This window comes from Eisenbergiella porci, assembly GCF_009696275.1.
Lineage (GTDB): Bacteria > Bacillota > Clostridia > Lachnospirales > Lachnospiraceae > Eisenbergiella > Eisenbergiella porci.
Genome location: NZ_VUMI01000005.1, coordinates 28,248 through 53,122, shown reverse-complemented (window position 1 = coordinate 53,122; position 24,875 = coordinate 28,248). Strand labels below are relative to the sequence as shown.

The window sequence follows — 24,875 nt, the reverse complement described above, 5'->3', positions numbered from 1 at the left end:
TGATGGAATGATAAAGGATAACACAGAAAGGATGACTGTTTATGAAACATTTGCAATCAGACAAGGACAGCCGGCAGATGGCGGGACAGCAGCCGGAGGGGCAGCGCTATCCCATCGTGCTCACCAGGGATCTTGTAAAATATTATGGAAGCGGTGAAAATCTGGTCCGGGCCATTGACCATACCTCTTTGGATTTGCAAAGGGGAGAATTTACGGCGATTGTAGGGCGTTCCGGCTCGGGAAAAAGTACGCTTCTGCATATGCTCGGCGGACTCGACCGTCCTGATTCCGGGAATGTCTTGATTGAAGGACAGGATATTTCTTGCCTGAAGGATGAAGAACTGGCCAGATTCCGGCGGCGGAAAATAGGATTCATTTTCCAGGATTACAATCTGGTTCCTTCCCTGAATGTATGGGAAAATATCGTTCTGCCCATAGGACTTGACGGAAAGAAGGCTGATAAGGAGTTTGTTTCTTCCATTGTGGAACGTATTGGTATCCAGGATAAACTCAGGGCGCTTCCAAACACTCTGTCCGGCGGACAGCAGCAGCGGGTTGCCATCGCGCGCGCCCTGGCGGCCCGGCCGGCCATCATACTTGCCGACGAACCTACCGGCAATCTGGATTCCAAAACGGAGCTGGAGGTAATCGCACTCCTGAAATCCTGTGTTAATGATTACTGTCAGACGCTTGTGGTCATTACTCATGATGAAACTATCGCTCAAATGGCGGATCGCATCCTGATTATAGGAGACGGGAAGGTGGTGAGCGAATGAATACCATCAATGCAACCGCCTGTGCGAACCTGAAATTGAACAGGGGGAGGAACCTTCTCACCGGGATCGCCATCATGCTCACCGCATTCCTTATTTTTTCCATTACCACTCTGGGAAGCGGCGTGATCCGGTTTCAGTTCCATGCGGCCAATCAGCTGTACCCGACTTATCAAATCATGTACCGTGATGTCCCGGAACAGACTGCCGCAGAGCTGGCGCGCAGCGCAGATATTGAGAAGCTGGGGCTGAGGCAGGATACGGCACAGATACGGAAGGAAGATACCATATGCCGGCTGATATACCTGGATGAAACAGGAAGGGAGCTTGGCAGGATAGATTTGGAAAGCGGCAGTTTCCCTGTTGAAAAAAATGAGATCGCTGTTTCCCGGGGCATGCTGCAGGCCTTTTCCATTTCTGGTTCAGCGGATATCGGAGATGAGATAACACTGCCTATCCAGCCGATAGAAGCCCATGGGCTTGGCTTTGAGCAGGAGTATACCTTTACCATATGCGGTATTTTGCCTACGCCGGAAGCTGAAGAAGATAACCGGCTGTATTCCGCTCTTGTGTCAGAGCCGTTTGTCAGGGAACTGCTTCCTGCGTCAGAACGGCTGTACAGGGTTATGGTCCGTTTTTCAAATGCACGGTCCTACACCACGGATGCGATTATTCAGAAGGGGGAAAACATCGCTGAAGCTTTTTCCATTCCCAAAGGCAATATTTCCGAAAATTCCCCTTATCTGTTAGCGAACTATATTGATCCGACCTTTTATTCCGCTATTGCAGTGGTTCTTATTATCGTTGTACTTGCGGGCATTATTACGATTTACAGTATTTACTATGTATCTACCATGTACAAGGTACAGGAATACGGAAAACTGAAAGCATTGGGGGCTACCTCAAAGCAGGTTCGCAGCATTGTTTTCAGGGAAGGAATGCTGACTGCGCTTCTGGCCATCCCTGTGGGACTGCTGACGGGGACAGGGGCATCCTACGGCGCCTTTATCGCCGGTGGAAGCCATGCGTTATGATGGTCCCGGCTGTCGGACGAAAGCAAAGCAGCGCAAAGGTTATGCGGATATCAGCCTTTTCCGTCTTGTCAGGGCCAATCTGTCACGCAACCGGAAACGGACTATGATCACGCTTGCCGCACTCAGTGTGACAGGAGTTTTATTTCTGTCGGTATCCGCCGTCCTTTCCTGCGCCAATCCTTCCGAAATCGCCCATGACCGGATTTTGTACGATTTTGAGCTTTCCATCTATTCCGTTTCCGGTGATAAAATGCGTCCTGAATTCGAATGGACATCCATTCAGCAGGACAATCCGCTGGATGCCGCGCTGGAAGAGCAGGTGCGAAGCATTCCCGGGGTTACAAAGCTGATCCGCCAGCTGAGTACCGATGTATTGCTGACGGATGTATATGACGGGGATGAGCTTTGGTCTACCTCTGTCTCCGGCGTTCCCAAAGAGTTGGCAGATGCCATGGAAAAATCGGTGATTCAGGGTAAGGTTTCCTATGAAGAGCTACTTGACGGGGATAAAATAATACTGAACAAAAAAGCCTATAACTGGTCTCCGGAATGGCAGATCGGCAGCAGGATTTCCATGCTGATAGAGGACGGCGGCAGACAGATTCCGAAGACCTTCGTTGTCGCGGCAATTGCAGAACCGCCGGTTTACCTGAACTTCTATGCGCCCTTTATGGTACCTTCCGAAGTGCTGGAAAAGCTGTGTGTAAACAATCAGACGTATCACTGGTCCATCCAGGCGGAACCCGGACAGTTAAAGGCGGCAGAGGCGCAGCTGCGTCAGATGGCTCAGGGAAACCAGTTCCTGAGGCTGAGAACTTTTGAAGAAGAGCTTGCGGAACGTGCCGAGCTTTCCGGCTTCACCTCGGCCATATGTTATCTGTTCCTTTCTATCCTGGGCGGAATCTGTATTATGAACCTGATAAACACCATGACCAACAGTGTTTATGTCCGCAGACGTGAGCTGGGAATGATGCAGGCGCTGGGCATGTCGGAAAAACAGCTGTCACGGCTGTTCCGGTTGGAGGGACTGTTCTATACGCTTGGCTCCCTCGCTTTTTCCACAGCCTTTGGCAGCCTGTTTGGCTATGTGTTTTACGTAAAAGCAAAGGATTCAGGTTTTTTAAGTATCGTAAGCTACCATTATCCATATACGCAGACGCTGGTTCTTTTTATTGCCATAGCGGCAATCCAGCTGCTCATGACCTGGATTCTGGCGTGCAGCTTCCGGAAGCAGAGCCTGATCGACAGGATACGTTTTTCCTGATGTGAAATGCCATTTAAGTCAGGCGCACCATAAATTAAGGGAACCGCGACGGTTACGGTTCCCTTAATTTTACGGCTTTGGCCGCTTTGCGTTTGTTTTCATCCTGCATGGCGGCATAATGCTTTCTTGTGGTATTCACATCCTTATGTCCAAGTACGTCGGCAACCAGATAAATATCCCCGGTTTCCTGGTACAGGGTGGTGCCGTAGGTACTGCGCAGCTTATGAGGGGTGATTTTTTTCAGGGTGGTTACCCTGGAGGCATATTTTTTCACCAGATTCTCCACGCTGCGGACTGTAATTCTGCGGTTCTGCATGGACAGGAAAAAAGCGTTCTCATGACCGCTCAGAGGAATAATGCGCTCACGTTCTTCCAGATAATCATAAAGGGCATCCTCCACCTCTTCACCGAAATAAACGATATCCTCGTAGCCGCCCTTCCTGCGCACTTTCAGCCTTTGGTTGTCAAAATCCACATCCTGGATATCCAGGCCCACGCATTCGGACACACGGATTCCGGTGCCGAGAAGAAGCGTCAGCAGCGCCAGATCCCTGGTTTTTGTCTTGTTGTGGTAGCGCTGTTCGTTTTTTGTCAGCCTGCCGCCGTCCTCCACCTCATCCAGAAGGACTGCCACTTCATTTGGGTCCATACGGATGATTTCCTTGTCGTGAAGCTTGGGAAGAGGCACCAGAACGGCAGGATTATTTTCTATCAGCTCATTTCTGTAATAGTAATTGTAAAAGCTGCGCAGGGAGGCCAGCTTTCTCTTTTTTCCTCGTTCGTCATTCGTATACTCCACGCCGTCCTTCACATAATAGGAGAGGTATTCCATGTATTCTTCAATATCCTCCCTGCCGATTTCATCAAGAATGGACAGCGGAAAGTCAACGATATCCTTTTTCCGGTATACGCCGTTCGTCTCGTGGATGAATTCAAAGAAGACGCCCAAATCATAGGCGTAGGCGATTCGCGTCCTGGATGCCGTGGTATCCTCGATCCCGCGGAAAAACTGTTTGCAGAAGGGCGGGAGAGCAGCGAGCAGCTCCCGGAGCTTCAGTATATTTTTTTTATTTAATTCGTCATGATAGTTTTTATTCTCTGCCATTTTCTTTTTCCTCCGCTGCAGTCCCTCCGTTGTCATGATCTTTGTGGAATGGTGGTACGATTGTTACCTGCGGCTGGTGTCCGGCGGCGGCCAGCCTGCCATTCCGCCGTCCTGGATGGCTGTAAACATGCGTTGCTTTACGCCGGGATTTTCCTGGTTCAGTTTCTTAAGCAGCTGCTTCACATATTCCCGTTTGGTATAGCCGTCGGCGGGACAGGGGCTTTTTACCACAGGGATCTGGTTCTTATTCACAAAGCCGATGACATCCGCCTCATTCATATACATGAGCGGCCTTATCACCGTCAAATCCATCCGGTCCAGATAGGTGACCGGGCTGAAGGTATGGAAGCGGCCTTCGTAAATCAGGCTCATCAGCATGGTTTCCACCACATCGTCCTTATGATGGGCATAGGCAACCTTATTGCAGCCCTCCTTCTTGATGGCCTCATTTAAGGCTCCTTTTCTCATTTTAGCACAAAGGGAGCAGGGATTGGACTCTTTTCTCTGCTCAAAAATAATATCTGCAATATCCGTTTTCACAATGGTATATGGAATTTGCAGTTCGTCGGCGCAGATGCTTTCAATACGGCTTAAATTCAGATTGCCGAAGCCCAGATCCACAGTCACCGCATGGATATCGAACTTCTGCGGATAAAAGCGGCGCAGGCCGTGCAGCGCATATAAAAGCGTCAGGGAATCCTTTCCTCCGGAAATACCTATCGCAATTTTATCCCCGTCGGCGATCATATGGTAATCATCCACAGCCTTGCGGACATAGCTTAAAACCTGTTGCAGTCTCATAAATCATCCTTTCTTTTGTATAGCGTGTCTCTTTATAAATCCTGAATAGATATTATACAATTATTTTAGAGAAATTTCATTAATTTTGCTTAATTTTTTAATGCGGGTGTTATATAATAGATATCGTGCACACCTATATCCGGGTTCCTGCCGACAATACATAAACAAAAGGAGACCATGCAATTATGAAATTCCGCTGGGACAAAAAATATCTCTATTGGGGCATCACGGCCCTTCTGGTCATAGGAGCCAGCATATGCCTCTTTTTCCTGATGTTCCGGGGCGCCAATTTCAAGGACGGAGTCTCCAAAATCATCGCTATTTCCATGCCCATCATCGATGGCCTGATTCTTGCCTACCTGCTCACTCCGGTTCTGAATTTTATTGAACATAAGGCTCTTAAATACATTTTCAAGAAAAAGCGAGGGGATATGACTGAAAAGCAGCGTAAAATGCTGCGAATGTCCGCCATTACGCTTACCTTGCTGTTTGTTGTTTTTATCATTTACGCATTCTGTTCCATGGTGCTTCCTCAGTTATTCAAGAGTATACAGAGCATTGTATTTCAATTTCCCGTATATGTGAACAACCTTACCGTCTGGCTGGAAAAGGTCCTGGCGGACAACCCTGATGTGGAGACTTTTATCAACGATCTCATCAGCACATATACACCTGAATTGAAAAACTGGATGAATGAAACCCTGCTGCCTCAGATGAACGCCGTACTCAAGGTGGTTTCCAACTACGCGTTCAGCCTTCTGAAGGCCATGTGGAACCTGATAATCGGTCTGATTATTTCGGTATACATCATGGGGAGCAAGGAAAAATTTTTCGGACAGGCAAAGAAAACTGTGTATGCGGCCATGGATATCAAGCGTGCCAATGCTTTTATTGAAGACATCCGTTTCGTGCACCGCACCTTCGGCGGTTTTATCAGCGGCAAGCTTTTGGATTCCCTGATTATCGGAATTCTCTGTTTTGCAGGAACCAGTATTATGGGTACGCCTTACCCCGTGCTTATCAGCGTTATTATCGGCGTTACCAATATCGTTCCCTTTTTCGGGCCCTATCTGGGCGCCATTCCCAGTGCGGTCCTGATATTGATGATCGATCCGATGCAGTGTCTCTATTTCCTGATTTTTATCCTGATTCTGCAGCAGTTTGACGGCAATATCCTCGGACCCAAAATTCTTGGCGATTCCACGGGGCTTTCCAGCTTTTGGGTAATCTTTTCGATCACCCTGTTCGGCGGTATCATGGGAGTTCCCGGAATGGTAATCGGTGTTCCGACCTTTGCCGTAATTTATGCTTTGTGCAGGCGCCGCATCAACCGTAATCTGAAGAAAAAGAATCTGCCTACAGAAACGGACGAATATAAAAACCTGGGAAGTATTAAAGAAGGCAGCAGGGAATTCGTTCCTTACCAGCCGGAAAATGCGGATGGCAAGCCGGCGGAGAAGGCAGGGTCCGCTTCAGAGTCTTCTGTGAAGGGAACGGATGACGACAGGGAAGATAAGTGAATTGAAAGAGATGGTTTAATTAATTATGATAATTACAGATTTCAGATATGAGCACATTCCGGAGGCGGAGGCGCTGGCGCTGTCCTGCTATGATGAGGAGCGCAGAGAGGTTCCGGCTCTGCCGGAAATCCATTCGGTGCCGGCCCTGAAAGACTTTGCAGACAATCATATGGGGGCAGCCGCCCTTGAAAATGGGCGGTTGGTTGGCTTTTTGTGTTCGGTTGCCCCTTTTGATAATGTATTTCGATCCACGGATGTGAAAGGTGTTTTTTCACCTATGCTGGCCAATGCTCCGTTTTGGAAAACAGGGCCGCAATCTATGCCGCATTGTATCAGTACGCTGCGTTTAAGTGGGTGCAGGCGGGAGCGTACAGCCATGCGGTCTGCCTTTATGCCCATGATGAAGCTGCCTTGGGGCAGTTTTTCCGTTATGGATTCGGCCTGCGCTGCGTGGATTCAATCCGGACAATGCAGCGGTTGGATACAATGCAGCAGTTGGATACGTTGCGGCGGATTTATGAACCGCAGGCTGGAAAGCTGTTACAGGCGCATTTTGTCTGCCGGAATATAGGGGAAGAGGACTGTATCAAAATTTGCTGGACTATGCTGTGGACATTCTGGAAAAAGAAGGATATACGCGCCTTGGCGTAGATTTTGAAAGTATAAACCCAACAGCCGATAGATTCTGGTCCAAATATTTTGCCGCCTATACCCAGGGCGTTGTACGCCGTATTGATGAACGGATTGGGCAAGTCATTGTTCCGGAATAAATGAATATTACATACAGGAGATTATACATCATGAAATTTGTGATTCAAAGAGTAACCGGCGCCAGCGTTTCTGTGGAAGGAGAAACTGTTGGAGCCATCAGGAACGGTTTCCTGGTGCTTATCGGTGTAACTGATACCGATACGGAGGCTGTTGCCGATAAAATGCTTCGTAAAATGCTGAACCTCAGAATCTTTGAAGATGAAAACGGAAAAACCAATCTGGCGCTCAAGGACGTAAACGGCAGCCTTTTGCTCGTTTCCCAGTTTACCCTGTATGCCGACTGCAGAAAGGGTAACAGGCCGTCTTTTGTGAAGGCAGGGGCGCCGGAACATGCAAAGCAGCTGTATGAATATATTATTGAAGAATGCCGTAAGGAATGCGGTAATGTGCAGTGTGGAATTTTTGGTGCGCATATGAAAATAGAACTGGTGAATGACGGGCCGTTTACTGTTGTGCTTGATTCAGAGGAGCTGATGTAAACAGGACGGGGAAATTCATGCAAAAGGTTTACATAATATTGTTATGTAAACCTTTTGCGTGAATTGTTATATTTTGCTGTTTATAATCAATTGCGCGCCGGAGATTTCGCATTGCAACATTTCGTTAAACTTCTTGGCACACAAATTATTTTCCGGGAGGATTCTGTATTGACAATAACTCATTATCCTTCGCCGGTTTACTATTGACGATCTTGAGCCGGTTTTTAATAACTGCTGGAGCAAGCCTGAGGTTTGGCAGTGGACAAATTATAAGCCTATGAAAACCACTGAAGATGTTGTTAAGACTGCGGAGATGTTTACTGAGGAATGGCTGGGCGCATATTCCAGATACAGCTGGGCAATCCAGCTGAAAGCATCCGGCGATGTCATCGGCAGGTTCTTCGGCATGCACTCGGAGGATCGGCTTAAACAAATTGAACTTGCACGAGGGCACTATGCGCCAGGCCTGCCTGTGTAACCGCGGTATCTTTGTTAAGGTGAATTACGCAATTCTTGCAGAGGACTATTTTGGCAGGCAGAAAATGGGAAAGGACGATTGAAAGCGTATTTATGTGTTAAAAAGCACTATCTATTCGTTAAACTTGTGTTTTGCGAATAGTCCTATTTGTAAGCTATGATGCTCTTCTATGTAATTAATCATTTAAAAGAACAAAAGCTAAAAATGCAGTCCACGTAATACAGGAGAAATGACAGGCACCAGGCATCCCTGTTTACATGGGCTTCAGGTTTTTATTCAGCCGTTGTGGAAAAATATTTTTTATAACTCTTATCGTCAATTTTCTGCATCTGACCGTCAATCCAGCCAAAGCAAAGTGCTTCTTCAAGTGCCTCGCCGGCCGTCAGCGTTTCAGGCCCGCCCGCTTTGCCAAACAGCAGCCATATGCCGCTGGCTGTCTGACAGTTTTCCTCCAGCCAGGCCCTGAATTCTGTTCTGTTGGCAAATTTCATTATATTGTCGTCCATGATATCTCCTTTTCCGGATCTGATTTTTCTGGAACTGATTTAAAATGATAGATTTTTTTGCGGTAATCCCGGGGAGAACAGCCCTTCAGCCTGTGAAAAACTTTGGAAAAATAGTTGGAATCCGCAAAACCTGAATGCAGGGCAATTTCCGTGAGACTCTCCTCTCCTGCCAGAATATCAGGGAGGCTCTGTTCAATTCTGTACTTCAGTAAATAGTCAAACAGAGATTCCTTCATATATCGTTTGAAAATACGGCAGCATTCACTTTTGCACAGGTGCACATGCCGGGCGATATCATCCAGCTCCAGCTTCTGCTGGTAATTTTCCTGGATGAAGGTAATCATTCTGCGGATCCTTTCATAATTTTTTTCATCCCTTCCATTACTGTTACAGACTTTGTCCAGGCAGCAGTGCTCCAGCATCAGTCTCCAGATGTGAAGCAGCTCCTCTTGCAAGCGCAGTTCATATAATGGCTTCTTTTCTTCATATACGGCGGTAATCCGCCGGAGACCTTCTATTACCTCCCCATGCCAGCTCTCTTCTCTGTTAAAGCTTTCTTTGCCATAATAATTTTCTTTGCCGTGAAAAAATTCTTTTCTGTGAAAATGCAGAAAAGCCAGGCCGGAATTATGGATCAGAGGTTCCACATACTTTTCCTGGAGCAGGCTGCCTTCATAGCCATAGAGCAGCCTGGGAGAAAAGGTAATGGAAATGTAGCGGCAGTCTCCTTCATCCGCTCTGTGCGCCGAATGGAGCGTTCCTGAATTGCCGAACAGGGCGTCTCCTTCATTCAGGCTGATGCTGCTGTCATTTATCTGATAAATCATGCATCCGTCCGTTACCAGCGTAAATTCAATTTCCGTATGCCAGTGCCAGAGAAAAGAGCCTGTCTCATAGCGGGAAAGCCTTTCCCTGCTGACTAGGAAAGGAAATCGATAGCTTCCGTGCTCCTTTAATTCCTGGCCGGAGGGGTTGGTGATTATCTGTGTTTTTTCTTCCTGCCTGTCCATCTGCTCTCCTGTCCGTGCAAGGGACTGTTCCTTCTGCAATCTGCCCACATTCCCTACTTACAACCTTCTTATAAGAAGGATAGCATTATCAGACTGGCAATGCAATTATTATTTTATATTCTGCGCAATATATTCCTTATAATGCGCAGAATTTTTAAGGAGTATATAACTAAAAACGCTATAATAATAACTGTAAAGGGCGCCCGGATAAAAACGGAAAGGAAAGAAAAAAATGTGTAAATCAAAGGAAAGTCTGAAGGAAATGCTCTATGCTGTTTATGGCGAAGGAACCCGGAGCCTTGCCCGCTTCACTGTGCTTGAACGGCAGCTGAAAACAGAATTTAATGCGGAGGGAGCCGAATATTTTACTGCTCCGGGAAGAACGGAAATAATAGGGAACCATACGGATCATAATGGAGGCAAGGTGCTTGCGGCCAGTATTGGGATGGATACCATCGCTGCTGCCTGGCCGAATCATTCCGAATGTGTCATTGTGCGAAGCCAGGGCTTTTCACAGCCCTTTGTTTTAGATTTGGGACATCTGGATGCAGTACCGGAGGGGGACGGAACCCTTTCCCTGCTGGCGGGTATTTTCCGGGGGTGCCGTACCCTTGGTTTTAAGGTAGAAGGCTTTTATGCCTGTATTTCCACCGAGGTAATCAGCGCGGCCGGCGTCAGCTCTTCCGCTTCCTTTGAAATGCTGATTTGCGCCATTATCAATCATTTCTTCAATGAAGGCCGTATGTCCTGCCTTGACTATGCAAAAATCGGGCAGTATGCGGAGCATCATTACTGGAAAAAGCAGTCCGGGCTTATGGATCAGCTGGCCTGTGCGGTGGGCGGAGCGGTCTTTCTTGATTTTTCCGATAAGGAGAATCCGGTGGTGGAAAAACTCACTCTCCCGCTGGAACAGGAGGGCTATCAAATCATCCTGGTAAATACCGGAAAAGGCCACGGAAACCTGAGCCGGGAATACTCGGAAATCCCTTCGGAGATGAAAAAGGCAGCTTCCTGTCTTGGAAAACAGCAGCTGTCTGAAACCAGCCTGGAATCGCTCCTGATAGAAGCGCCGGCTATCCGGCAAACCTGCGGTGACCGCAGCCTGCTGCGAGCCATCCATTTTTTTGAAGAAAACAGACGGGTTGACGACGCCAGGGAAGCGCTTGGTCAAAGCAATATTCCCGGTTTTCTTTCTCTTGTCAGCCAGTCAGGCAATTCTTCCTGGAAATATCTTCAGAATTGCTGTGTCCCTTCTGAGCCGGCAGAGCAAAGCGTGAGCGTAATGCTCGCTCTTACAGAGCTGTTTCTGGCCAAAATCGGAAAAGGGGCCTGCCGGGTACATGGAGGGGGCTTCGCCGGTGTCATCATGTGCATCCTTCCCCGGGAAGCTGCCGATGTATACAGGGAATATATTTCCGCTTATGCGGGATGTGACAATGTTTTTCCCGTCACCATCCGCAGTCAGGGCGCGATTCATCTGGGGTAAAATAATATGCTTGGCGCAGGAAATATCAGACAACCAGCCGGTACTTATATTTGCGGATGCTTTTTCCTGCGCCGGGCATATGTTTTTATATTCCCTGTTCTTCAAAGCATGTTTTCAAATAAAGCGTATCCTCCATGGTATTGTCCCAGGCATATTTTTTCAAATCCACTCTGTTATCCTTTACTGGGACACCTTCTTTTTCCAACTGAAGCCGCTGCATGGGCCGGCCTGCGTCAATGTACACCTGATAAATCAAATGCCCTTTGACCTTCCCCCGCGCAGAGGAGGCGTTATGCTGTATTCAGCAACCAAAATCAAGACGGCGGATCTGAAAATAAATGCCGGTATTCATTACAGAAAGCGGGAACAGGAATGAAAAAACAGTGGATAATTTTCAGCCTGCAGGCGGCATGCACTGCATCACCAACGCAATGAAACAAATCTTTAATTTCTACGGGCATCCCTTATCGGAGGAAATGCTGTTCGGACTTGGCGAAGGCCTTGACTTTGCATACATAAATATGGCCCATTCGCCGATGGTATCGGGGCGTTCGAAAATAATAGAATTTGAGGGGATATTATCGAAACGCCTTGGAGTGGGGATGAAATTCAGGAAAGGACGCGATAACAACAAGAGCTTTGAAGCGGCCAGGAAAATGATTGATGACAACCAGCCGGTACTTATATATGCGGATATGCCATATCTTCCGTATATGTCCTTGGATCCGGACAGCCATTTCGGCGGTATCATGGCAGTGTGTGATAAAATGTTAAATCCCCAGGCCAGGCTGAAGGGAATCTGCGGTATTGAAAAATTTGGGAAGGAAATTATAAAATGGGGTTCCTTCGATGCGGCAAAGCAGCGGACGGCGGCAATAACCAACTATTTTCAGATAAGTGCGGATGGGGGACCGGCGGCGGGATTTTCAGAAAAATGTACGGCGGATTTTTGCTTGAGGCGGCAGAACTGCTTGAAAACAGCCGTATCCGGACAATTGGCTCACACTTCTTTGAAATTGCAGAGGAGTGGGATATTGTGGCAAATGAACTGTGGAAGGTGGCTGAAGAAGGGCATAGCGGTCTCCTGCTCCATATATCTGAAGAAATCAGGGCGCTGCATGACGCGGAATATGATTTATACAGCCAACTGACGAAGCTTTGAACACGCACAGAAAAAGACGCGGTTTTCAATAGATAACGCGAAAATACAGCAGACTTTTTCTCAGCGCATGGGCTCCCAACAGATAAAGCATGGCGCAGGCGGTGCTGAAGCTGAACAGGACATATAACAGACCGGGCTTTTTACTTTTCATGAATTTTCTCCAATGTGGAATACAGGGTTGAATTTTATCTGAGATTAGTATTCCCCTGATAAAGAATTGCATGTCAGTCTGCCGGATCCTAATTTTGCCATCAGGGCTTTCCCATACCCTTTCCCCTTGCAGGTGCCGGATACCCACAGGCAATACAGGTAATAATAATTGTAACCGATAATGGGTACCCAGGCAGTTTCAAGAGGGGCATACTGTAGCGTTCATCTGATGCTTGCAGGACTGCCCCTTTCTCGGATATGGTGCGAGGGTTAAAGCTTAAATTTGCTCTTATCCTTCATTTCTTTATCAAATTCAGGATTGAAATAATAAAAGTTTTTGGGATCCAGCTTATCCTTTGTTTTTTCCAGTGCTTCACCGAATCTCTGGAAATGGACGATTTCCCTGGTACGCAGGAATTTCAGAGGTTCCCTGACTTCCGGATCGGTAATCATGCGCAGCAGGTTGTCATATACGGTCCTGGCCTTCTGTTCTGCCGCCAGGTCTTCTGTAAGGTCCGCAATGGCATCGCCTTTGGACTGAAACTCAAGTGCTGTAAACGGGACGCCTGCGGCGGCCTGAGGCCAAAGGGCCGCGGTGTGATCGATATAATATGCGTCAAAGCCGGCTTCCTGTGCCTGCTCTACGGTCAGGTGCTTCGTCAGCTGGTAAACCATGGCGCAGATGATTTCCATATGCGCAAGTTCTTCTGTACCAATATCTGTAAGAAGGCCGCCCACTTCCTTTACCGGCATGGAATAACGCTGCGCCAGGTAACGCATGGAGGCGGACAGCTCACCGTCCGGCCCTCCGTACTGGCTGATGATCAGCTGTGCTGTTTTCGGACAGGTTTTGGTAATTTTTACGGGGTACTGCAGTCTTTTTTCATATGCCCACATTTATACACACGCTCCTTCCCAGGGGGCCGGACCGTCTGTCCAGCTGAATTTTTTCATTTCCTTGCCGCAAAGGACCATGGCTGCTTCGGAAAGCGGGTAAAATTTTTGTGCGAATTCCTTTGTCAGCTGCACTTTACGGTTGGAATATTCCTCAAACATGCGGAGGGCTTCCTCATCTTCTTCGTGGGTATCCAGATACAGTGTCAGGTCATTTACCACAAAGCCGGCTTCGTCAATTTTGGAAAGCAGCTGTTCTCTTTCCTCCTGTTGCGTACTTTTTTCTTCAGCGCCGTTGTCAAAACCCTGGCCCGCGGGGATTTCCTCTGTGTCGTCAGCCATAAAAAATGGCAGGTTCAGCTCCGGGAAAATGGTTCCTTTTCTCAATGCCGCCGCAGGTTCATAGACTGATTTCCACTTCTGGCAGGAAATGCTTGCAATAGCAAGCTGGTTACCGTTTTTATCCATTGTAAAACTCCTTTCTGTTGCATAAAATGACATGGAGTTCGTAGCTTCATGCCGCCGGAATCTGTATTTTTTTAAGTAAAAAAGGGTCTTTTTACCACAAAAAAATACATCCTCCGACAAGCTTAGTATGCTTCCGGGAGAATGTATTTATGTTGGGAGTTTGATACATTACTTATTTGCAGCTGTCATTTTTGTAATATTACGGCATAGCTTCCAGGATAAAGCAGTCTGCATAAAAGGCTGTGTTTCTGTCTACGTCTGTAGTATCCAGGAGGAGCTGGCTGCCTTGTTTTTTAAAGGGGATTTCCTGGCCGGTTCTCATCAGCCTGACACTCTTTATGTCTTCAGCGGCAGTAATGTATACGCGCAGGGGCAGACGGACGCAGTCATCGTAGAGATAAAAAGCATATCGGATATTATTTTTGGCAGTGTATTTCACATTTCTTTCAAAATAGGGCTTGATAATATCGGTTTCATAAATGCCCTCTCCATGCAGCCTGAGCCATCTGCCCATACCAGACGCTTCTGGATATGGTTGGCATCAGAAGGCAGCTGCCGGACGGGCTTCCCGAAAGAAGCTTCGCGGATGTTTTTGACGGCTTCTACTCCTTAATTATGGCATTCGGATAGACGCGCTCCATGCGTTCATCCGGATAATAGGAGTCAAGAAAGCTTTCCACACTGTTTTCTGCGGGTTTTCCCGCATATCTGTCGCTGTACCGGCCGAGAGCCATAGCGGAAAGCACGATGTTTACCACCATGAAGGCGAGAAAAAGCCAGCTGAGTATGGCACCGGCTTTCTTTGGAATTTTTTCTATCCACTTAGAGAGGAAGGGATAGACATTTTTAATCCAGAGCACGGAGGCCAGACCCCAGAAGAAACAGTACAGCAGGTTGATTCTGCCGCCCAGGTTAAAAGGGATTTTACTGTAATCCCAGAATACCGTGCCGAATACCAGCTCTGTAAAAACGCTGCATATATATTCATAGGCGCCGCCTACTATTGTACCGAATATAAATATGTACCGATCGTCCTTATCCCGGTACTTATGCAGCATCATTGTCAAAACCACCACGCCGATTCCCCAGACGATGCTGAACGGCCCATACAGCACGCTGCTCCGGCTCATCCAGATGCCTGCGGTGATCCGGCAGAATATGGTTTCCGTAATATCCCCCAGAAAGGCGCCGATAAAAAACAGCCATACCAGCTTATGGAAGCTGCAGCCTTCGGCAAATACCAGGCTTTTTTCCTTCTGTTTTCTTTTAAACGCCTGAGGCAGAGCATTTTCCCCTTCCTTTGCCAGGTTGGGGAATGCCTTTGCCATACGCTTCTGTGTCCAGCGGAAAATTGCGCCGCCCAGCTTGTCGGAAACCTCCTGCATTCCCGCCGCAATTTCTTCAATGCGAGCGGTTCTCTGCATCTTGAGAATGGCGCCGGTCACGGACAGAAAATCAGCAGCCGTGACCACAAGGAGGGCGATTGCCAGGGTTTTTACGAGAAATAAGGGGATCATGCCGATCAGCGGCGTAAACAACGGATGGAGGAAGGTGATGGCCAGCGCGGCCCCGATTCCCCAAATTGCGGAAAACTGCGGGCATACATAGCCGCCCAGGTTATATTTATAACCGGAATAGTCCCACCATTTGCAATGGAATACCTTTTCCATGATGGCGCCGGTAAAGAATTCCACCAGGGCCGCCATTACCGCACAGCCCAGCGCCAGGAAAACAAAGCTTCCCTTCAGGGAACTGAAAAAAATCAGAATCAGCACCATGCCGAAGCCGTATACCGGGCAAAGCGGCCCGTTCAGGAAGCCGCGGTTCAGGAATTTTTTATGTTTAACCGCCGCATAAGCGATTTCCGCGCACCAGCCGAGAAAGGAATAGATAAAAAAGTACCATATCAGTTCAAAAATTGTGTTGACCATCGCTGTTCTCCGTCCTGTCTTTTGTATTGTTTTTTCTCGCATGTAATTTTATCAGTTTCCCCGCATCTGCCTGCGGTAGGCGCTGGGCGGCATATGCATTTTCCGTTTAAAATACTTGGTAAAATAAAACTGATCCGAAAAATCCAGCTCCTCCGCTATCTGCGCCATGCTTTTATCCTCTTCTATCAACAGGCGGCAGGCCTTCTGAATGACCAGCTGCTCCAGATAAACGCCGGGGGACATGCCTGTTTCCGCCCGGAAGCGTTTGGAGAGCGTACTTTCCGATACATGCAGCCTGTCCGCCAGGGAGCGTACGTGGTTTCCTGCGCTGACCGGATTCTGGGCCAGGCGGAAAACCTGCTCCACCATACCGGAATATATTTTTGTCTGCGCCTCCTGCAGATCTGCCATTTGTATAAAATGTCCCAGCTCCTCCCACAGAAGTCCCTGAAGGAGAAATGCATCCTCCATCCGCTGGGAGCGGTAAAGCGCAAGCACTTTTTCCAGATCCTCTGCCGGAGCGTAATGTTCATACACGCTGTCGCAGCCATAAAAAAGATCCATGCCGTTTACCTGGGTAATATTCACATGAAAATAAAGCTGCTCCATGCTGGCGTCGCACCGGTAATTGTATAAAAGGCCTGCCGGGATCAGGTAAACGCAGCCCTCCCTTAACGGGATCTCCCTGCCGCGCAGGGCGAGGATGCCGCCGCCGTGGGAAATGAAGTATAGCCGGGAATAGGGGGAGCAGACATTGACCATATTCCAGGTGGTGTCCACCTGGGCAAGGCCGGAGTCTGCGACCTCCAGCCGGAGTGATTTCCACAGCGTTAAAAACCTGGAATTCGTTAAGTAAATCATGCTGAAAACTCCATATTTTTTCTCTATTTTGACATGTTCCTTTCTACCCTTTTTCATTACAATAAAGCCATAAAATATCCTGCCGGACAAAAATAAGGCAAAAAAGGATAGCCGTAAATTACGGCGGAACGGAGGAATCATGACAAGCTATGTAACACGCAAAACTCCCGGAGACACCAGCTGGTTCACCCATGACCGGTTCGGCATGTTTATCCATTTCGGGCTTTACGCCATGCCGGCGCGCCACGAATGGGTAAAGACCAATGAAAAAATTTCCGAGGAGCATTACGATCTTTATTTCAAATATTTCAATCCGGATCTGTATGATCCCGAGGATTGGGCAAGACAGGCAAAAGCGGCCGGCATGAAATATGTGGTCATGACCACCAAGCATCACGAAGGCTTCTGTCTCTTTGACAGCCAGTATACGGATTATAAGTCCACCAATACACCCTGCGGAAAGGATCTCATTAAGGAGTATGTGGACGCATTCCGTGCGGAAGGGCTGCGCGTGGGCTTCTATTACTCTCTCATTGACTGGCATCATCCGGATTTCCCCATCGACGTCCTTCATCCCCGCAGGGACGATGCGGATGCTTTCGAGCAAAGCCAGGGCCGCGATATGCATAAGTACGCCGAATACATGAGAAACCAGGTGACGGAGCTGCTGACCAATTACGGCAAGATCGATATTCTCTGGTTTGACTTCTCTTACGACGGCAGGGACGGCGAGGGCGCACAGTCCTGGATGAAGGGCAAGGGGAAAAACGACTGGGAGGCTGACAAGCTGATTGCCACCGCCCGTTCTCTGCAGCCTGACATCATTATTGACAACCGTACGGACATAGAGCAGGATCTCTGGACTCCTGAACAATATCAGCCTGTGAAATGGGTAACCCACCAGGAAACCGGGGAACTGGTTACCTGGGAGGCCTGCCAGACCTTTTCCGGATCCTGGGGATACTACCGTGACGAGCAGACTTGGAAATCCCCGGAAATGCTCATCCGGATGCTTGTAAATACCGTCTCCTGCGGCGGAAACCTGCTGATGAATGTAGGCCCTACCTCAAGAGGATATCTGGACTACCGCGCTGAGGAGGCGCTGAAGGTTTACGCGGACTGGATGAAATACAACAGCCGTTCCATTTACGGTTGCACCATGGCCGAGCCGGAGTTCACCGCTCCTGCCGACTGCCGCTATACCCAGAGCGTGGACGGAAGCCGTCTGTACCTGCATATGTTCGCATATCCCTTCGCCCATCTTCGTCTGCCCGGTCTTGCCGGCAAGGTAAAATATGCCCAGTTCCTGCATGACGGAAGCGAAGTCCTCTATACGGAAGGATCAATTGACCATTTCTCCGCTAAGGACGAAAATGGTGACGCCGGGGATCTGATTCTGTATCTTCCTCCGGTAAAGCCGCATACCCTGGTTCCGGTAATTGAATTGATTCTGGAGTAAATTTGGTAGCCGCAGCCGTTATTGCCAATGCTAATTATAGTGTAAAAAAAGCGCCATTGCAATGTGTTTCCGCAATGGCGCTTTTTGAATGAAGGACGGGATAAACACATCCGTCCAGGTATCTTGTTTGGGCCGGAGGGCTGCCGGAGCCTGTCGTCCTGTTTCGTCGGCGGTGGGGGCGAGGGAGGGAAAGAAAGGGCAAGGAAAATATAGGGTGGGTAAATTTTCTTTTATTAATAAGTGGATTGGGACATGGCTCTTTTTTCATGGCGGTAGCTGTAGAGAAGGTATAAGGAGGTGTAGGCGGCCATGAAAAATGAGACTGCGGGGGCTATGGAGCCGATTCGGGTGAGGTTGTCGGGGGTGTGGGTGGATACGAGGTATATGAGGGGGATGCGGAGGATCAGGGCGCCGAAGCAGCTGCTTATCATGGTGAATATGGTCTGGGAGCGGCCGTTGAGGTAGCCGTTCATGCAGAATACGAGGGTGACTGCCAGGTAATCGTAGCTGCAGGCGGTGAAAAAGGGGATGCCGGTCTTTATGATGGCGGGGTCCTGGGAGAAGACGGCTATCATGGTCTGAGGGGATAGTTGTGCCCAGAGCCAGAACAGGGAGGAGGCTGCGAGGGCAAAGGTGAGGCCGGCGAGGAGGCTTTTTCGTGCGCGTTCGGGTTTCCCTGCACCGTAATTTTGGGCGGTGATGGCGGTCAGGGCTTGGCTATGGAGGTGGCGGGGAGCATGGCGAATACGTCGTATTTGCTTGCTACGCCTACAGCGGAGGCGGCGTAGATCCCAAGGCGGTTGGTGATGCTGGTGAGGTAGAGGAAGGATAGTCTGACCATGCATTCCTGTAGGGATATGGGGATTCCTACTGTTGCGAGTTCTTTTGCTTTTTTCCAGTCAATGCGGAGGTTTTGGAGGCGGAAGGCGAAGATAAAGCGTCTGTGGTTGAGGTATAGGATGGCGGCGATCATACTTACGGCCTGGGAGCCGATGGTGGCCAGGGCCACTCCTGCTACGCCGAGGCCGGCTCCTTTTACGAGGGTAAAGTCACCGATGATGTTGAGGGCGCAGGATAAGGCAATGAAGAGCATGGGTCTGCGGGAGTCGCCGTAGCCTCGGAGGATGGCGCTGATGGCATTGTAGCCGCAGATGAAAAAGATGCCGCAGAAGCAGATTTTTACGTAGGTACGGGCCAGGCCAAAGGAGGGGGCCGGTGTTTTGAGCAGTTTCAGGATGGGGTCGGTGGCCAGGAGCATGGCGGCTGTGAGGATAAGTGCGGCTGCGGCAAAGATGGTGAGGGTGGTGCCGATTGTTTTCTTTATGTCCTCTTCTGCCTGCATGCCGGTGTATTTTCCCACCAGGATGGTGCTTCCCAGGGTGAGGCCGGTAATCATGCTGGTGATGATCTGTGTGACCTGGGTGCCTGTTGATACCGCTGCTACGCTTTCCGGGGTGCAGTATCTGCCGATGACGAACAGATCGACTGCGCCGTATAGCGCCTGGATGAGGTTCGCTGCGATGAAGGGGAGGGAGAACGTGAATAGTATGCGCAATACATTTCCTTTGGTCAGATTGTTTTCTGTTATTGTTTTTTCTTTTTGCATTTTCTGGCTCCTGATTGTTTGTTTGGTTGTAGATTGTGATTTATGATGTCTTTCGTGGGTAAATATTTGCTTTAATTTTTGTAGTTTAATGTGAAACAGGAATCTTTGGCAGGAAAACTTTCCTATGAGATAAAATAAACCCTCCAGTTGCTGGAGGGTCAATTACTTTTTTTACGAATCAGGTTTTTTGGAAGGATGGGTTAAAGATGGGGGGGGCTTTTGCGCGGACGGGGAGCTGCAGCTCTGTTACGTATTTTTCGGTGTCGTCCATGAAACCGGAATCGATCCATGTGATTTCCACGGAGTCGCCGCAGCATTCCAGGCCGAGTGTGTCCATATGGGCAAGGAGTTTTTTGTAGTATATGGCGGAGTCCTGATGGGTGCCGGCATACCATATGGTGAGGAAGTCTCCTTCGGGAAGCCAGGCTGTCTCTCCTTTATAGTTGTCCTCCTCTTCTATCAGGACAAAAATGGCGGAAAAACGGTCGAATTGTCCTGCCAGCAGATTTTCCCGGCGGATGGAGACACCCACCTTTCCCAGGAACATGGCCGGGGGAAGCTGGCTGGTGCGTTCCAGCTCCCGGATGGGATATTCCAGGTTTTCTCCCTGGCGTATTTCTTTTTTGAGGACGGCGGCGGGACGGGCGGGCAGGTGCCTTGCGTGGATTTGGTCCAGTTGGGCGTGCATGGCGTAGTCTAGCTGCTCCAGACGGGTGGTCAGCTTGCGTTCTATGGCCTGCAGACGGGCAAGCTGGGCTCTTGTTTCCTGAAGCTGTTCTTCCAGGATCTGCTCCATAACAAGCGTATCCCTGTTTTCAAAAAAGGCTTTGATTTTATCCAGTGGCATGTTCAGGTTACGTAGGTATTTGATGGTGTTCATGCGTTCAAACTGTCTTGCCGAATAGTAACGGTAGCCGGTTTTGGGGTCTACAACCTCCGGCTTGAGAAGCCCGATATCATCATAATAACGCAGGGTACGGATGTTTGTACGGAACAGTCCGCCCATTTCGCCTATGGTAAAGAGGTTTTTTATATCCATTTCATCACCAGTGTACAAACTGTTTCAAATACGCCGCACAAAACCATGACCAGGATGGGATCCATTTTCTTTTTGCGCAGCAGGATTACTGCAATGATAAACCATATAATGGCACGGACGGAAACGTTGTCTGCCCGGAATTCCACGGCGCCGTTTGTGAAGACTGCGGAAATCAGGATCGTCACGCCGGCTATGGCAATCAGGGAAACGACTGCGGGGCGAAGGGAGCCAAGAATGCCCTGGAGCAGGCTCATCTTCCGGTATTTCATATAAATATAAGCAAGGGCCGTTACGAAAATACAGGACGGCAGGATGCAGCCGAGGGTGGCAACGAGCGCACCTAAAGGCCCGGCTATCTGGATGCCGACGAAGGTGGCCGAGTTCACGGCAATCGGGCCGGGGGTCATCTGGGAGATCGTAATCAGGTCTGTAAATTCCTGCATGGTAAGCCAGCCGTGGAGATCCACCACCTGGCTTTGAATCAGGGGCATGGCAGCATAGCCTCCGCCGAAGCTGAAGGCCCCGATTTGGAGGAAGCTTAAGAATAACTGTAAATAAATCATGCCTTCGCCCCCTTTCTTTCGCGCAGGAGCGTACGCACAGCGCCGATGATGGCGGCCGCAATGATAATCAGCACCACGTTGATGTCGAAAAGATAGCTGATGAGGAAGCTGGCCGCCATAATTGCGATATTCAGCCAGTCTTTTTCCTTTACCACATTGCTGCCCATATCAAAAACCACGGAAGCAATGACAGCGGCCACGCCGGACTGCATTCCTTTAAGCATGGTTCCCACAATCAGGTTGGAACGGAAGGCGTCATAAAAAAAGGATATGGCGGAGAGGATAATCATGGGCGGCAGAATCGCTCCCAGAATGGAAAGCAGCACGCCCGGAAGCCCCGCCAGCTTGTAGCCGACCACGATTGCGCCGTTTACTGCAATTGCGCCCGGCGACGACTGTGCGATTGCCACCAGATCCAGCATTTCCTCTTCATCAATCCAGTGAAGCTCGTCAACAAACTTGTTTTTCATCAGTGTGACAATGACATACCCTCCGCCAAAGGTGAAGGTACTTAAGTACAGGGTTGAAAAAAACAGTTTTTTCAGCACCTTGCTTTTCTTTTCCATGATAGCGCCCCTTTGTTCTTTTATTGTTATTTTTATGGCCGGATTTGTGTTGCCGTTCCTTTGGTAACCGGATTCCTATCCGACAGATTGAGTATACACCCCCTTGTTATATAAGTAAAATAGTATTATATTATATATTACATAATGAATTTGTTATGAATTAACTTTACCCGGGCCTTTACCCGGCCAGGGAAAGCCGGAAGGAATTCATGGGGCCGGAGCCAAGGCCAAGGAAGCGCCTGACAAGGGAAGCACAGACAGGGGGTACGGATATGACTTTACGGCATCTGAGGATTTTTGTAGCGGTATATCAGGAACGGAGCATTACCAGGGCGGCGGACCGGCTGCATCTGGCCCAGCCCTCCGTAAGCCTTGCCATCAAGGAGCTTGAGGATAATTACAGCATCCGGCTCTTTGAGCGGTATTCCAGGCGGATCTATATTACGGAGCAGGGGGAACAGCTGTATAATTATGCGCTTCATATCATATCCCTGTTCGATGAAATGGAAGAAAAAATTCCGGCCTGGAAGCAGGCGGGCACGCTTCGGATTGGTTCCAGCGTAACCATCGGCAATTTCCTTCTGCCCACCCTGATCCAGAAATTCCAGGAGGAAGCCCCTGCCGTCCGTCCGCAGGTTACCATCAATAATTCGGGTTTCATTGAAGAGGCGGTTTTGAATAATCAGCTGGATTTTGCCCTGGTGGAAGGCTGCTCACAGAATCCGCAGCTGATATGCGAGTCCTTTATGGAGGATCGGATCTGTTTTATATGTGCGCCGGATCACCCGCTGCTTCAGAAAAAGAAGGTATCCCTGAGGGATATCTCCGCCTGCCCTTTTGTACTCAGGGAAAAAGGCAGCGCCGGCCGGGAGGCTGCGGAGGATCTGTTAAAATACAGCCAGCTGCCCATGACAATTTTGTGGGAAAGCGTGAGCACCCAATCTCTGGTGCGCGCGGTGAGCCGAAATATCGGTATCTCTGCCCTCCCCTGCCTGCTGGCTGAGGATGCGCTGGCCCAGGGCATTGTGGCGCAGATTCCTTTCGACGCCCCTGCGCTCCATAGAAGCTTTTCCATCATCTATCACCAGAATAAATATCTGACGGAAAATGCGCTGCGCTTCATGGAAATGTGCCGCCGTTTTTAAACGGCCTGTACGGAAAACAATACCCGGCCGCATCGCCGGGCCAGGAACAGACAGCCCGGGCGCAGGCGGAAAACAGATGTCCGTGCCGGAATGGAATGTACCATTGCGGAAGCTGCGTTTTTGTATTATGCTGGACTATATTGTTACAAAAGGTAAACAGCAAAAATTACGACAAAAGATACTTTGAGAGGAGCTTACTTTATTATGGCAAAACAGCCCGCTATCACGCTGCTGATCAAACCGGCATCCGGCAGCTGCAATCTCCGCTGCCGCTACTGCTTTTATGCGGATGAGATGAATATCCGGAGTGAACGCACCTATGGAATGATGTCCTTAGAGACACTGGATACGCTGGTGGAAAAAACCCTGAATCAGGTAACCCACATGGCAACCTTCGCCTTTCAGGGCGGGGAACCTACGCTGGCCGGCCTGGATTTTTACCGTTCCTTAATTGAAATTGAAAAAAAACATAACCACAAAGGGATTGAAATACATAACAGCCTGCAGACCAACGGCATCGTCATTGATGAGGAATGGGCGCAGTTTCTGCATGACAATCAGTTCCTGGTGGGCCTGTCCCTGGACGGGTATCAGGAGCTTCATGATGAAAATCGGAAATTTCCCGACGGCACAGGCAGCTTTGGGCGTGTGATGGAAACCGCGCGGCTGTTCCAGAAATATCAGGTGGAATTTAACATCCTTACGGTGGTCACCGCGCAGTCCGCCCGCCGTATCAGGCGCACCTATCAGTTCTTTGAAAGCCAGGGATTTACCTATCAGCAGTACATTCCCTGCATTGATCCCTTTGAGGAGAATAAAGGAAGCCTCTCCTATTCCCTGACACCGGATCGCTATGGGAAGTTCCTGAAGGATCTTTTTGATTACTGGTATCAGGACTTGAAGGAAGGCCATCCGGTCTATAACCGTACCTTTGAAAACTGGATCGGGATGCTGCATAATTATCCGCCGGAATCCTGCAATATGATGGGAATCTGTTCCGAGCAGTGGGTGGTGGAGGCGGATGGCAGCGTTTATCCCTGCGATTTTTATGTGCTGGATGAATGGAAGCTGGGGAATATCCGCACCGCATCCTTTGAAGAGATGAATGAAAAGCGGGAGGAACTGGACTTTGTCAGCCTCTCCCGCCATGTGCCGGACCAATGCCGGGACTGCCGCTGGTATCCGCTCTGCCGTAACGGCTGCAGACGCGACCGCGCGCTTCTGCCCGACGGAAGGACGCCGGGGCTTAACAGCTACTGCGCAAGCTACCAGGATTTCTTTTCTTATGCATATCCGAGAATGCTGGAAATGGCCAGGAGCATCAGATAGGCATTTCTTCAGATGCCAAGAACGCGCATTTTTTCCAGGATGCAGTCGATTCTGTCCTGAAAGGCGGCAAAAAAAGCGGCGTTCCTTTTTCCCTTAAGTGGGAACAAGTGAATGCCGCTTTTGCTTTAAAATAGCCGTCCGTTCTTACCTTCTCCAGTTTCTGTCCTGCTTAATCCGGGTTTCATAGGTGACCGCATCCACTTCCATATCCATATTGGACGGGCCTTTTTCTTCCGGAAGCCGCATATTTTTCTTTGCCTTTCTCTCCGGCCGTTTGCCGCTTATCTGCCGCTCATAATCCCATTTCCGCAGGAAATGACCTGCTGTCGGGACAAGGATTATAAGTGCGAAAATCAGTAACAGACATTGCAGTGCTGACATAACCGTCCCTCCCTTTTTCCCTTTTCCGTTTCCTTTTCTGATATCCTGTCTCTATCCTATCATTCCGGACGGAAAAGTTCAACGGCTATACCCT

General features: G+C 49.1%; 27 protein-coding genes and 4 pseudogenes. 14 read left to right on the top strand and 17 right to left on the bottom strand.

The window, feature by feature from the left end; all coding sequences use genetic code 11:
* Positions 1-77: 77 nt before the first annotated feature.
* The 3 genes from FYJ45_RS04375 to FYJ45_RS04365 are packed head-to-tail and all read left to right on the top strand — an operon-like array spanning position 78 to position 3,071.
* Positions 78-776, top strand: coding sequence for an ABC transporter ATP-binding protein (locus FYJ45_RS04375; protein ID WP_154463717.1), 699 nt, complete (start codon positions 78-80; stop codon positions 774-776).
* Positions 773-1,807: an ABC transporter permease gene (locus tag FYJ45_RS04370; protein WP_154463641.1), complete on the top strand. Its 1,035-nt coding sequence runs from the start codon at positions 773-775 to the stop codon at positions 1,805-1,807. Before FYJ45_RS04375 ends, FYJ45_RS04370 begins: the two co-directional genes overlap by 4 nt.
* Positions 1,797-3,071 carry an ABC transporter permease gene (locus FYJ45_RS04365; RefSeq protein WP_154463640.1) on the top strand — a complete coding sequence of 425 codons (1,275 nt, stop codon included), beginning with the start codon at positions 1,797-1,799 and terminating at the stop codon, positions 3,069-3,071. The genes FYJ45_RS04370 and FYJ45_RS04365 overlap by 11 nt, the downstream gene beginning before the upstream one ends.
* A gap of 52 nt (positions 3,072-3,123) precedes the next feature.
* Here FYJ45_RS04365 and FYJ45_RS04360 read toward each other — a convergent pair whose 3' ends face one another.
* Positions 3,124-4,176: a tyrosine-type recombinase/integrase gene (locus FYJ45_RS04360; RefSeq protein WP_154463639.1), complete on the bottom strand. Its 1,053-nt coding sequence runs from the start codon at positions 4,174-4,176 to the stop codon at positions 3,124-3,126.
* Positions 4,177-4,239: 63 nt separating this feature from the next.
* The gene (locus FYJ45_RS04355) at positions 4,240-4,977 is read right to left on the bottom strand and encodes a tRNA lysidine(34) synthetase (protein ID WP_154463638.1); all 738 of its coding nucleotides are present in this window, start codon (positions 4,975-4,977) and stop codon (positions 4,240-4,242) included.
* A gap of 185 nt (positions 4,978-5,162) precedes the next feature.
* Here FYJ45_RS04355 and FYJ45_RS04350 point away from each other — a divergent pair, with 185 nt between their 5' ends.
* The 5 genes from FYJ45_RS04350 (at position 5,163) to FYJ45_RS04335 (ending at position 8,225) form a co-directional block, all read left to right on the top strand.
* On the top strand, positions 5,163-6,497 hold the full coding sequence (locus tag FYJ45_RS04350) for an AI-2E family transporter (RefSeq protein ID WP_154463637.1): 1,335 nt from the start codon (positions 5,163-5,165) through the stop codon (positions 6,495-6,497).
* 25 nt (positions 6,498-6,522) lie between these two features.
* A complete protein-coding gene (locus FYJ45_RS04345; protein ID WP_235930565.1) occupies positions 6,523-7,068 on the top strand; it encodes a hypothetical protein in 546 nt (181 codons plus the stop codon).
* A 22-nt stretch (positions 7,069-7,090) separates the two neighbouring features.
* Positions 7,091-7,267: a hypothetical protein gene (locus FYJ45_RS30325; protein ID WP_235930564.1), complete on the top strand. Its 177-nt coding sequence runs from the start codon at positions 7,091-7,093 to the stop codon at positions 7,265-7,267.
* Between the two features lie 30 nt (positions 7,268-7,297).
* Complete coding sequence (gene dtd, locus FYJ45_RS04340; RefSeq protein ID WP_025489912.1) at positions 7,298-7,747, top strand: D-aminoacyl-tRNA deacylase; 450 nt, start codon at positions 7,298-7,300, stop codon at positions 7,745-7,747.
* A 181-nt stretch (positions 7,748-7,928) separates the two neighbouring features.
* Positions 7,929-8,225, top strand: coding sequence for a GNAT family N-acetyltransferase (locus tag FYJ45_RS04335; RefSeq protein ID WP_321170204.1), 297 nt, complete (start codon positions 7,929-7,931; stop codon positions 8,223-8,225).
* A 284-nt stretch (positions 8,226-8,509) separates the two neighbouring features.
* Here FYJ45_RS04335 and FYJ45_RS04330 read toward each other — a convergent pair.
* Positions 8,510-8,731, bottom strand: a pseudogene (locus FYJ45_RS04330) (YdeI/OmpD-associated family protein); the annotation flags it as partial.
* A complete protein-coding gene (locus FYJ45_RS04325; RefSeq protein WP_154463635.1) occupies positions 8,716-9,741 on the bottom strand; it encodes an AraC family transcriptional regulator in 1,026 nt (341 codons plus the stop codon). The gene FYJ45_RS04325 and the pseudogene FYJ45_RS04330, both read right to left, overlap by 16 nt.
* Before the next feature lie 232 nt (positions 9,742-9,973).
* On the opposite strand from FYJ45_RS04325, the gene FYJ45_RS04320 reads away from it, so the two are divergent.
* Complete coding sequence (locus FYJ45_RS04320; protein ID WP_154463634.1) at positions 9,974-11,227, top strand: galactokinase; 1,254 nt, start codon at positions 9,974-9,976, stop codon at positions 11,225-11,227.
* 85 nt (positions 11,228-11,312) lie between these two features.
* On the opposite strand, the gene FYJ45_RS04315 is transcribed toward FYJ45_RS04320, so the two are convergent.
* The gene (locus FYJ45_RS04315; RefSeq protein WP_154463633.1) at positions 11,313-11,483 is read right to left on the bottom strand and encodes a hypothetical protein; all 171 of its coding nucleotides are present in this window, start codon (positions 11,481-11,483) and stop codon (positions 11,313-11,315) included.
* A gap of 82 nt (positions 11,484-11,565) precedes the next feature.
* Here FYJ45_RS04315 and FYJ45_RS33045 point away from each other — a divergent pair.
* Together FYJ45_RS33045 and FYJ45_RS33040 are read left to right on the top strand one after the other, a co-directional pair.
* Positions 11,566-11,961 (top strand): annotated as a pseudogene (locus FYJ45_RS33045) (BtrH N-terminal domain-containing protein); the annotation flags it as partial.
* A 101-nt stretch (positions 11,962-12,062) separates the two neighbouring features.
* Positions 12,063-12,389 carry a DUF4872 domain-containing protein gene (locus FYJ45_RS33040; RefSeq protein WP_408609485.1) on the top strand — a complete coding sequence of 109 codons (327 nt, stop codon included), beginning with the start codon at positions 12,063-12,065 and terminating at the stop codon, positions 12,387-12,389.
* A 25-nt stretch (positions 12,390-12,414) separates the two neighbouring features.
* Here the strand turns inward: FYJ45_RS33040 and FYJ45_RS31340 are convergent, their stop codons facing one another.
* The 7 genes and pseudogenes from FYJ45_RS31340 to FYJ45_RS04285 form a co-directional block, all read right to left on the bottom strand.
* Positions 12,415-12,540: a hypothetical protein gene (locus FYJ45_RS31340; protein ID WP_268890904.1), complete on the bottom strand. Its 126-nt coding sequence runs from the start codon at positions 12,538-12,540 to the stop codon at positions 12,415-12,417.
* A 98-nt stretch (positions 12,541-12,638) separates the two neighbouring features.
* A pseudogene (locus FYJ45_RS32545) lies at positions 12,639-12,758 on the bottom strand (GNAT family N-acetyltransferase); the annotation flags it as partial.
* Between the two features lie 51 nt (positions 12,759-12,809).
* Positions 12,810-13,436 carry a manganese catalase family protein gene (locus tag FYJ45_RS04305; RefSeq protein WP_021639184.1) on the bottom strand — a complete coding sequence of 209 codons (627 nt, stop codon included), beginning with the start codon at positions 13,434-13,436 and terminating at the stop codon, positions 12,810-12,812.
* Entirely contained in the window at positions 13,437-13,901 is a 465-nt protein-coding gene (locus tag FYJ45_RS04300; protein ID WP_195841653.1) for a spore coat protein CotJB, read from the bottom strand. It lies immediately after the preceding gene.
* 199 nt (positions 13,902-14,100) lie between these two features.
* Positions 14,101-14,415, bottom strand: coding sequence for a hypothetical protein (locus FYJ45_RS04295; RefSeq protein ID WP_154463630.1), 315 nt, complete (start codon positions 14,413-14,415; stop codon positions 14,101-14,103).
* A gap of 88 nt (positions 14,416-14,503) precedes the next feature.
* On the bottom strand, positions 14,504-15,832 hold the full coding sequence (locus FYJ45_RS04290; protein ID WP_154463629.1) for a putative ABC transporter permease: 1,329 nt from the start codon (positions 15,830-15,832) through the stop codon (positions 14,504-14,506).
* 51 nt (positions 15,833-15,883) lie between these two features.
* Entirely contained in the window at positions 15,884-16,693 is an 810-nt protein-coding gene (locus FYJ45_RS04285) for a helix-turn-helix domain-containing protein (protein WP_195841652.1), read from the bottom strand.
* Positions 16,694-16,832: 139 nt separating this feature from the next.
* Here FYJ45_RS04285 and FYJ45_RS04280 point away from each other — a divergent pair, with 139 nt between their 5' ends.
* Positions 16,833-18,152, top strand: a complete 1,320-nt coding sequence (locus FYJ45_RS04280; RefSeq protein WP_154463627.1) for an alpha-L-fucosidase — start codon at positions 16,833-16,835, stop codon at positions 18,150-18,152.
* Positions 18,153-18,385: 233 nt separating this feature from the next.
* Here the strand turns inward: FYJ45_RS04280 and FYJ45_RS04275 are convergent.
* The 4 genes and pseudogenes from FYJ45_RS04275 to FYJ45_RS04260 all read right to left on the bottom strand — a co-directional run bounded on the left by FYJ45_RS04275 (position 18,386) and on the right by FYJ45_RS04260 (position 21,926).
* A pseudogene (locus FYJ45_RS04275) lies at positions 18,386-19,758 on the bottom strand (MATE family efflux transporter).
* 178 nt (positions 19,759-19,936) lie between these two features.
* Entirely contained in the window at positions 19,937-20,791 is an 855-nt protein-coding gene (locus tag FYJ45_RS04270) for a MerR family transcriptional regulator (protein WP_276891972.1), read from the bottom strand.
* On the bottom strand, positions 20,788-21,360 hold the full coding sequence (locus FYJ45_RS04265) for a chromate transporter (protein WP_154463625.1): 573 nt from the start codon (positions 21,358-21,360) through the stop codon (positions 20,788-20,790). Before FYJ45_RS04265 ends, FYJ45_RS04270 begins: the two co-directional genes overlap by 4 nt.
* Positions 21,357-21,926, bottom strand: a complete 570-nt coding sequence (locus FYJ45_RS04260; RefSeq protein ID WP_025489897.1) for a chromate transporter — start codon at positions 21,924-21,926, stop codon at positions 21,357-21,359. Before FYJ45_RS04260 ends, FYJ45_RS04265 begins: the two co-directional genes overlap by 4 nt.
* A gap of 272 nt (positions 21,927-22,198) precedes the next feature.
* Here FYJ45_RS04260 and FYJ45_RS04255 point away from each other — a divergent pair, with 272 nt between their 5' ends.
* Together FYJ45_RS04255 and FYJ45_RS04250 are read left to right on the top strand one after the other, a co-directional pair.
* Positions 22,199-23,071, top strand: coding sequence for a LysR family transcriptional regulator (locus FYJ45_RS04255; protein ID WP_025489896.1), 873 nt, complete (start codon positions 22,199-22,201; stop codon positions 23,069-23,071).
* A gap of 204 nt (positions 23,072-23,275) precedes the next feature.
* Entirely contained in the window at positions 23,276-24,400 is a 1,125-nt protein-coding gene (locus FYJ45_RS04250; RefSeq protein ID WP_154463624.1) for an anaerobic sulfatase maturase, read from the top strand.
* A 144-nt stretch (positions 24,401-24,544) separates the two neighbouring features.
* Here FYJ45_RS04250 and FYJ45_RS04245 read toward each other — a convergent pair whose 3' ends face one another.
* The gene (locus FYJ45_RS04245; RefSeq protein WP_117543654.1) at positions 24,545-24,781 is read right to left on the bottom strand and encodes a hypothetical protein; all 237 of its coding nucleotides are present in this window, start codon (positions 24,779-24,781) and stop codon (positions 24,545-24,547) included.
* Positions 24,782-24,875: the final 94 nt, after the last annotated feature.

Bases quoted from the DNA above. Each gene is read 5' to 3' on its own strand.
- FYJ45_RS04375 (WP_154463717.1), top strand. From the start codon at position 78: ATGGCGGGACAGCAGCCGGAGGGGCAGCGCTATCCCATCGTGCTCACC.
- FYJ45_RS04370 (WP_154463641.1), top strand. From the start codon at position 773: ATGAATACCATCAATGCAACCGCCTGTGCGAACCTGAAATTGAACAGG.
- FYJ45_RS04365 (WP_154463640.1), top strand. From the start codon at position 1,797: ATGCGTTATGATGGTCCCGGCTGTCGGACGAAAGCAAAGCAGCGCAAA.
- FYJ45_RS04360 (WP_154463639.1), bottom strand. From the start codon at position 4,176: ATGGCAGAGAATAAAAACTATCATGACGAATTAAATAAAAAAAATATA.
- FYJ45_RS04355 (WP_154463638.1), bottom strand. From the start codon at position 4,977: ATGAGACTGCAACAGGTTTTAAGCTATGTCCGCAAGGCTGTGGATGAT.
- FYJ45_RS04350 (WP_154463637.1), top strand. From the start codon at position 5,163: ATGAAATTCCGCTGGGACAAAAAATATCTCTATTGGGGCATCACGGCC.
- FYJ45_RS04345 (WP_235930565.1), top strand. From the start codon at position 6,523: ATGATAATTACAGATTTCAGATATGAGCACATTCCGGAGGCGGAGGCG.
- dtd (WP_025489912.1), top strand. From the start codon at position 7,298: ATGAAATTTGTGATTCAAAGAGTAACCGGCGCCAGCGTTTCTGTGGAA.
- FYJ45_RS04325 (WP_154463635.1), bottom strand. From the start codon at position 9,741: ATGGACAGGCAGGAAGAAAAAACACAGATAATCACCAACCCCTCCGGC.
- FYJ45_RS04320 (WP_154463634.1), top strand. From the start codon at position 9,974: ATGTGTAAATCAAAGGAAAGTCTGAAGGAAATGCTCTATGCTGTTTAT.
- FYJ45_RS33040 (WP_408609485.1), top strand. From the start codon at position 12,063: ATGGGGTTCCTTCGATGCGGCAAAGCAGCGGACGGCGGCAATAACCAA.
- FYJ45_RS31340 (WP_268890904.1), bottom strand. From the start codon at position 12,540: ATGAAAAGTAAAAAGCCCGGTCTGTTATATGTCCTGTTCAGCTTCAGC.
- FYJ45_RS04305 (WP_021639184.1), bottom strand. From the start codon at position 13,436: ATGTGGGCATATGAAAAAAGACTGCAGTACCCCGTAAAAATTACCAAA.
- FYJ45_RS04300 (WP_195841653.1), bottom strand. From the start codon at position 13,901: ATGGATAAAAACGGTAACCAGCTTGCTATTGCAAGCATTTCCTGCCAG.
- FYJ45_RS04295 (WP_154463630.1), bottom strand. From the start codon at position 14,415: ATGGGCAGATGGCTCAGGCTGCATGGAGAGGGCATTTATGAAACCGAT.
- FYJ45_RS04290 (WP_154463629.1), bottom strand. From the start codon at position 15,832: ATGGTCAACACAATTTTTGAACTGATATGGTACTTTTTTATCTATTCC.
- FYJ45_RS04285 (WP_195841652.1), bottom strand. From the start codon at position 16,693: ATGATTTACTTAACGAATTCCAGGTTTTTAACGCTGTGGAAATCACTC.
- FYJ45_RS04280 (WP_154463627.1), top strand. From the start codon at position 16,833: ATGACAAGCTATGTAACACGCAAAACTCCCGGAGACACCAGCTGGTTC.
- FYJ45_RS04265 (WP_154463625.1), bottom strand. From the start codon at position 21,360: ATGATTTATTTACAGTTATTCTTAAGCTTCCTCCAAATCGGGGCCTTC.
- FYJ45_RS04260 (WP_025489897.1), bottom strand. From the start codon at position 21,926: ATGGAAAAGAAAAGCAAGGTGCTGAAAAAACTGTTTTTTTCAACCCTG.
- FYJ45_RS04255 (WP_025489896.1), top strand. From the start codon at position 22,199: ATGACTTTACGGCATCTGAGGATTTTTGTAGCGGTATATCAGGAACGG.
- FYJ45_RS04250 (WP_154463624.1), top strand. From the start codon at position 23,276: ATGGCAAAACAGCCCGCTATCACGCTGCTGATCAAACCGGCATCCGGC.
- FYJ45_RS04245 (WP_117543654.1), bottom strand. From the start codon at position 24,781: ATGTCAGCACTGCAATGTCTGTTACTGATTTTCGCACTTATAATCCTT.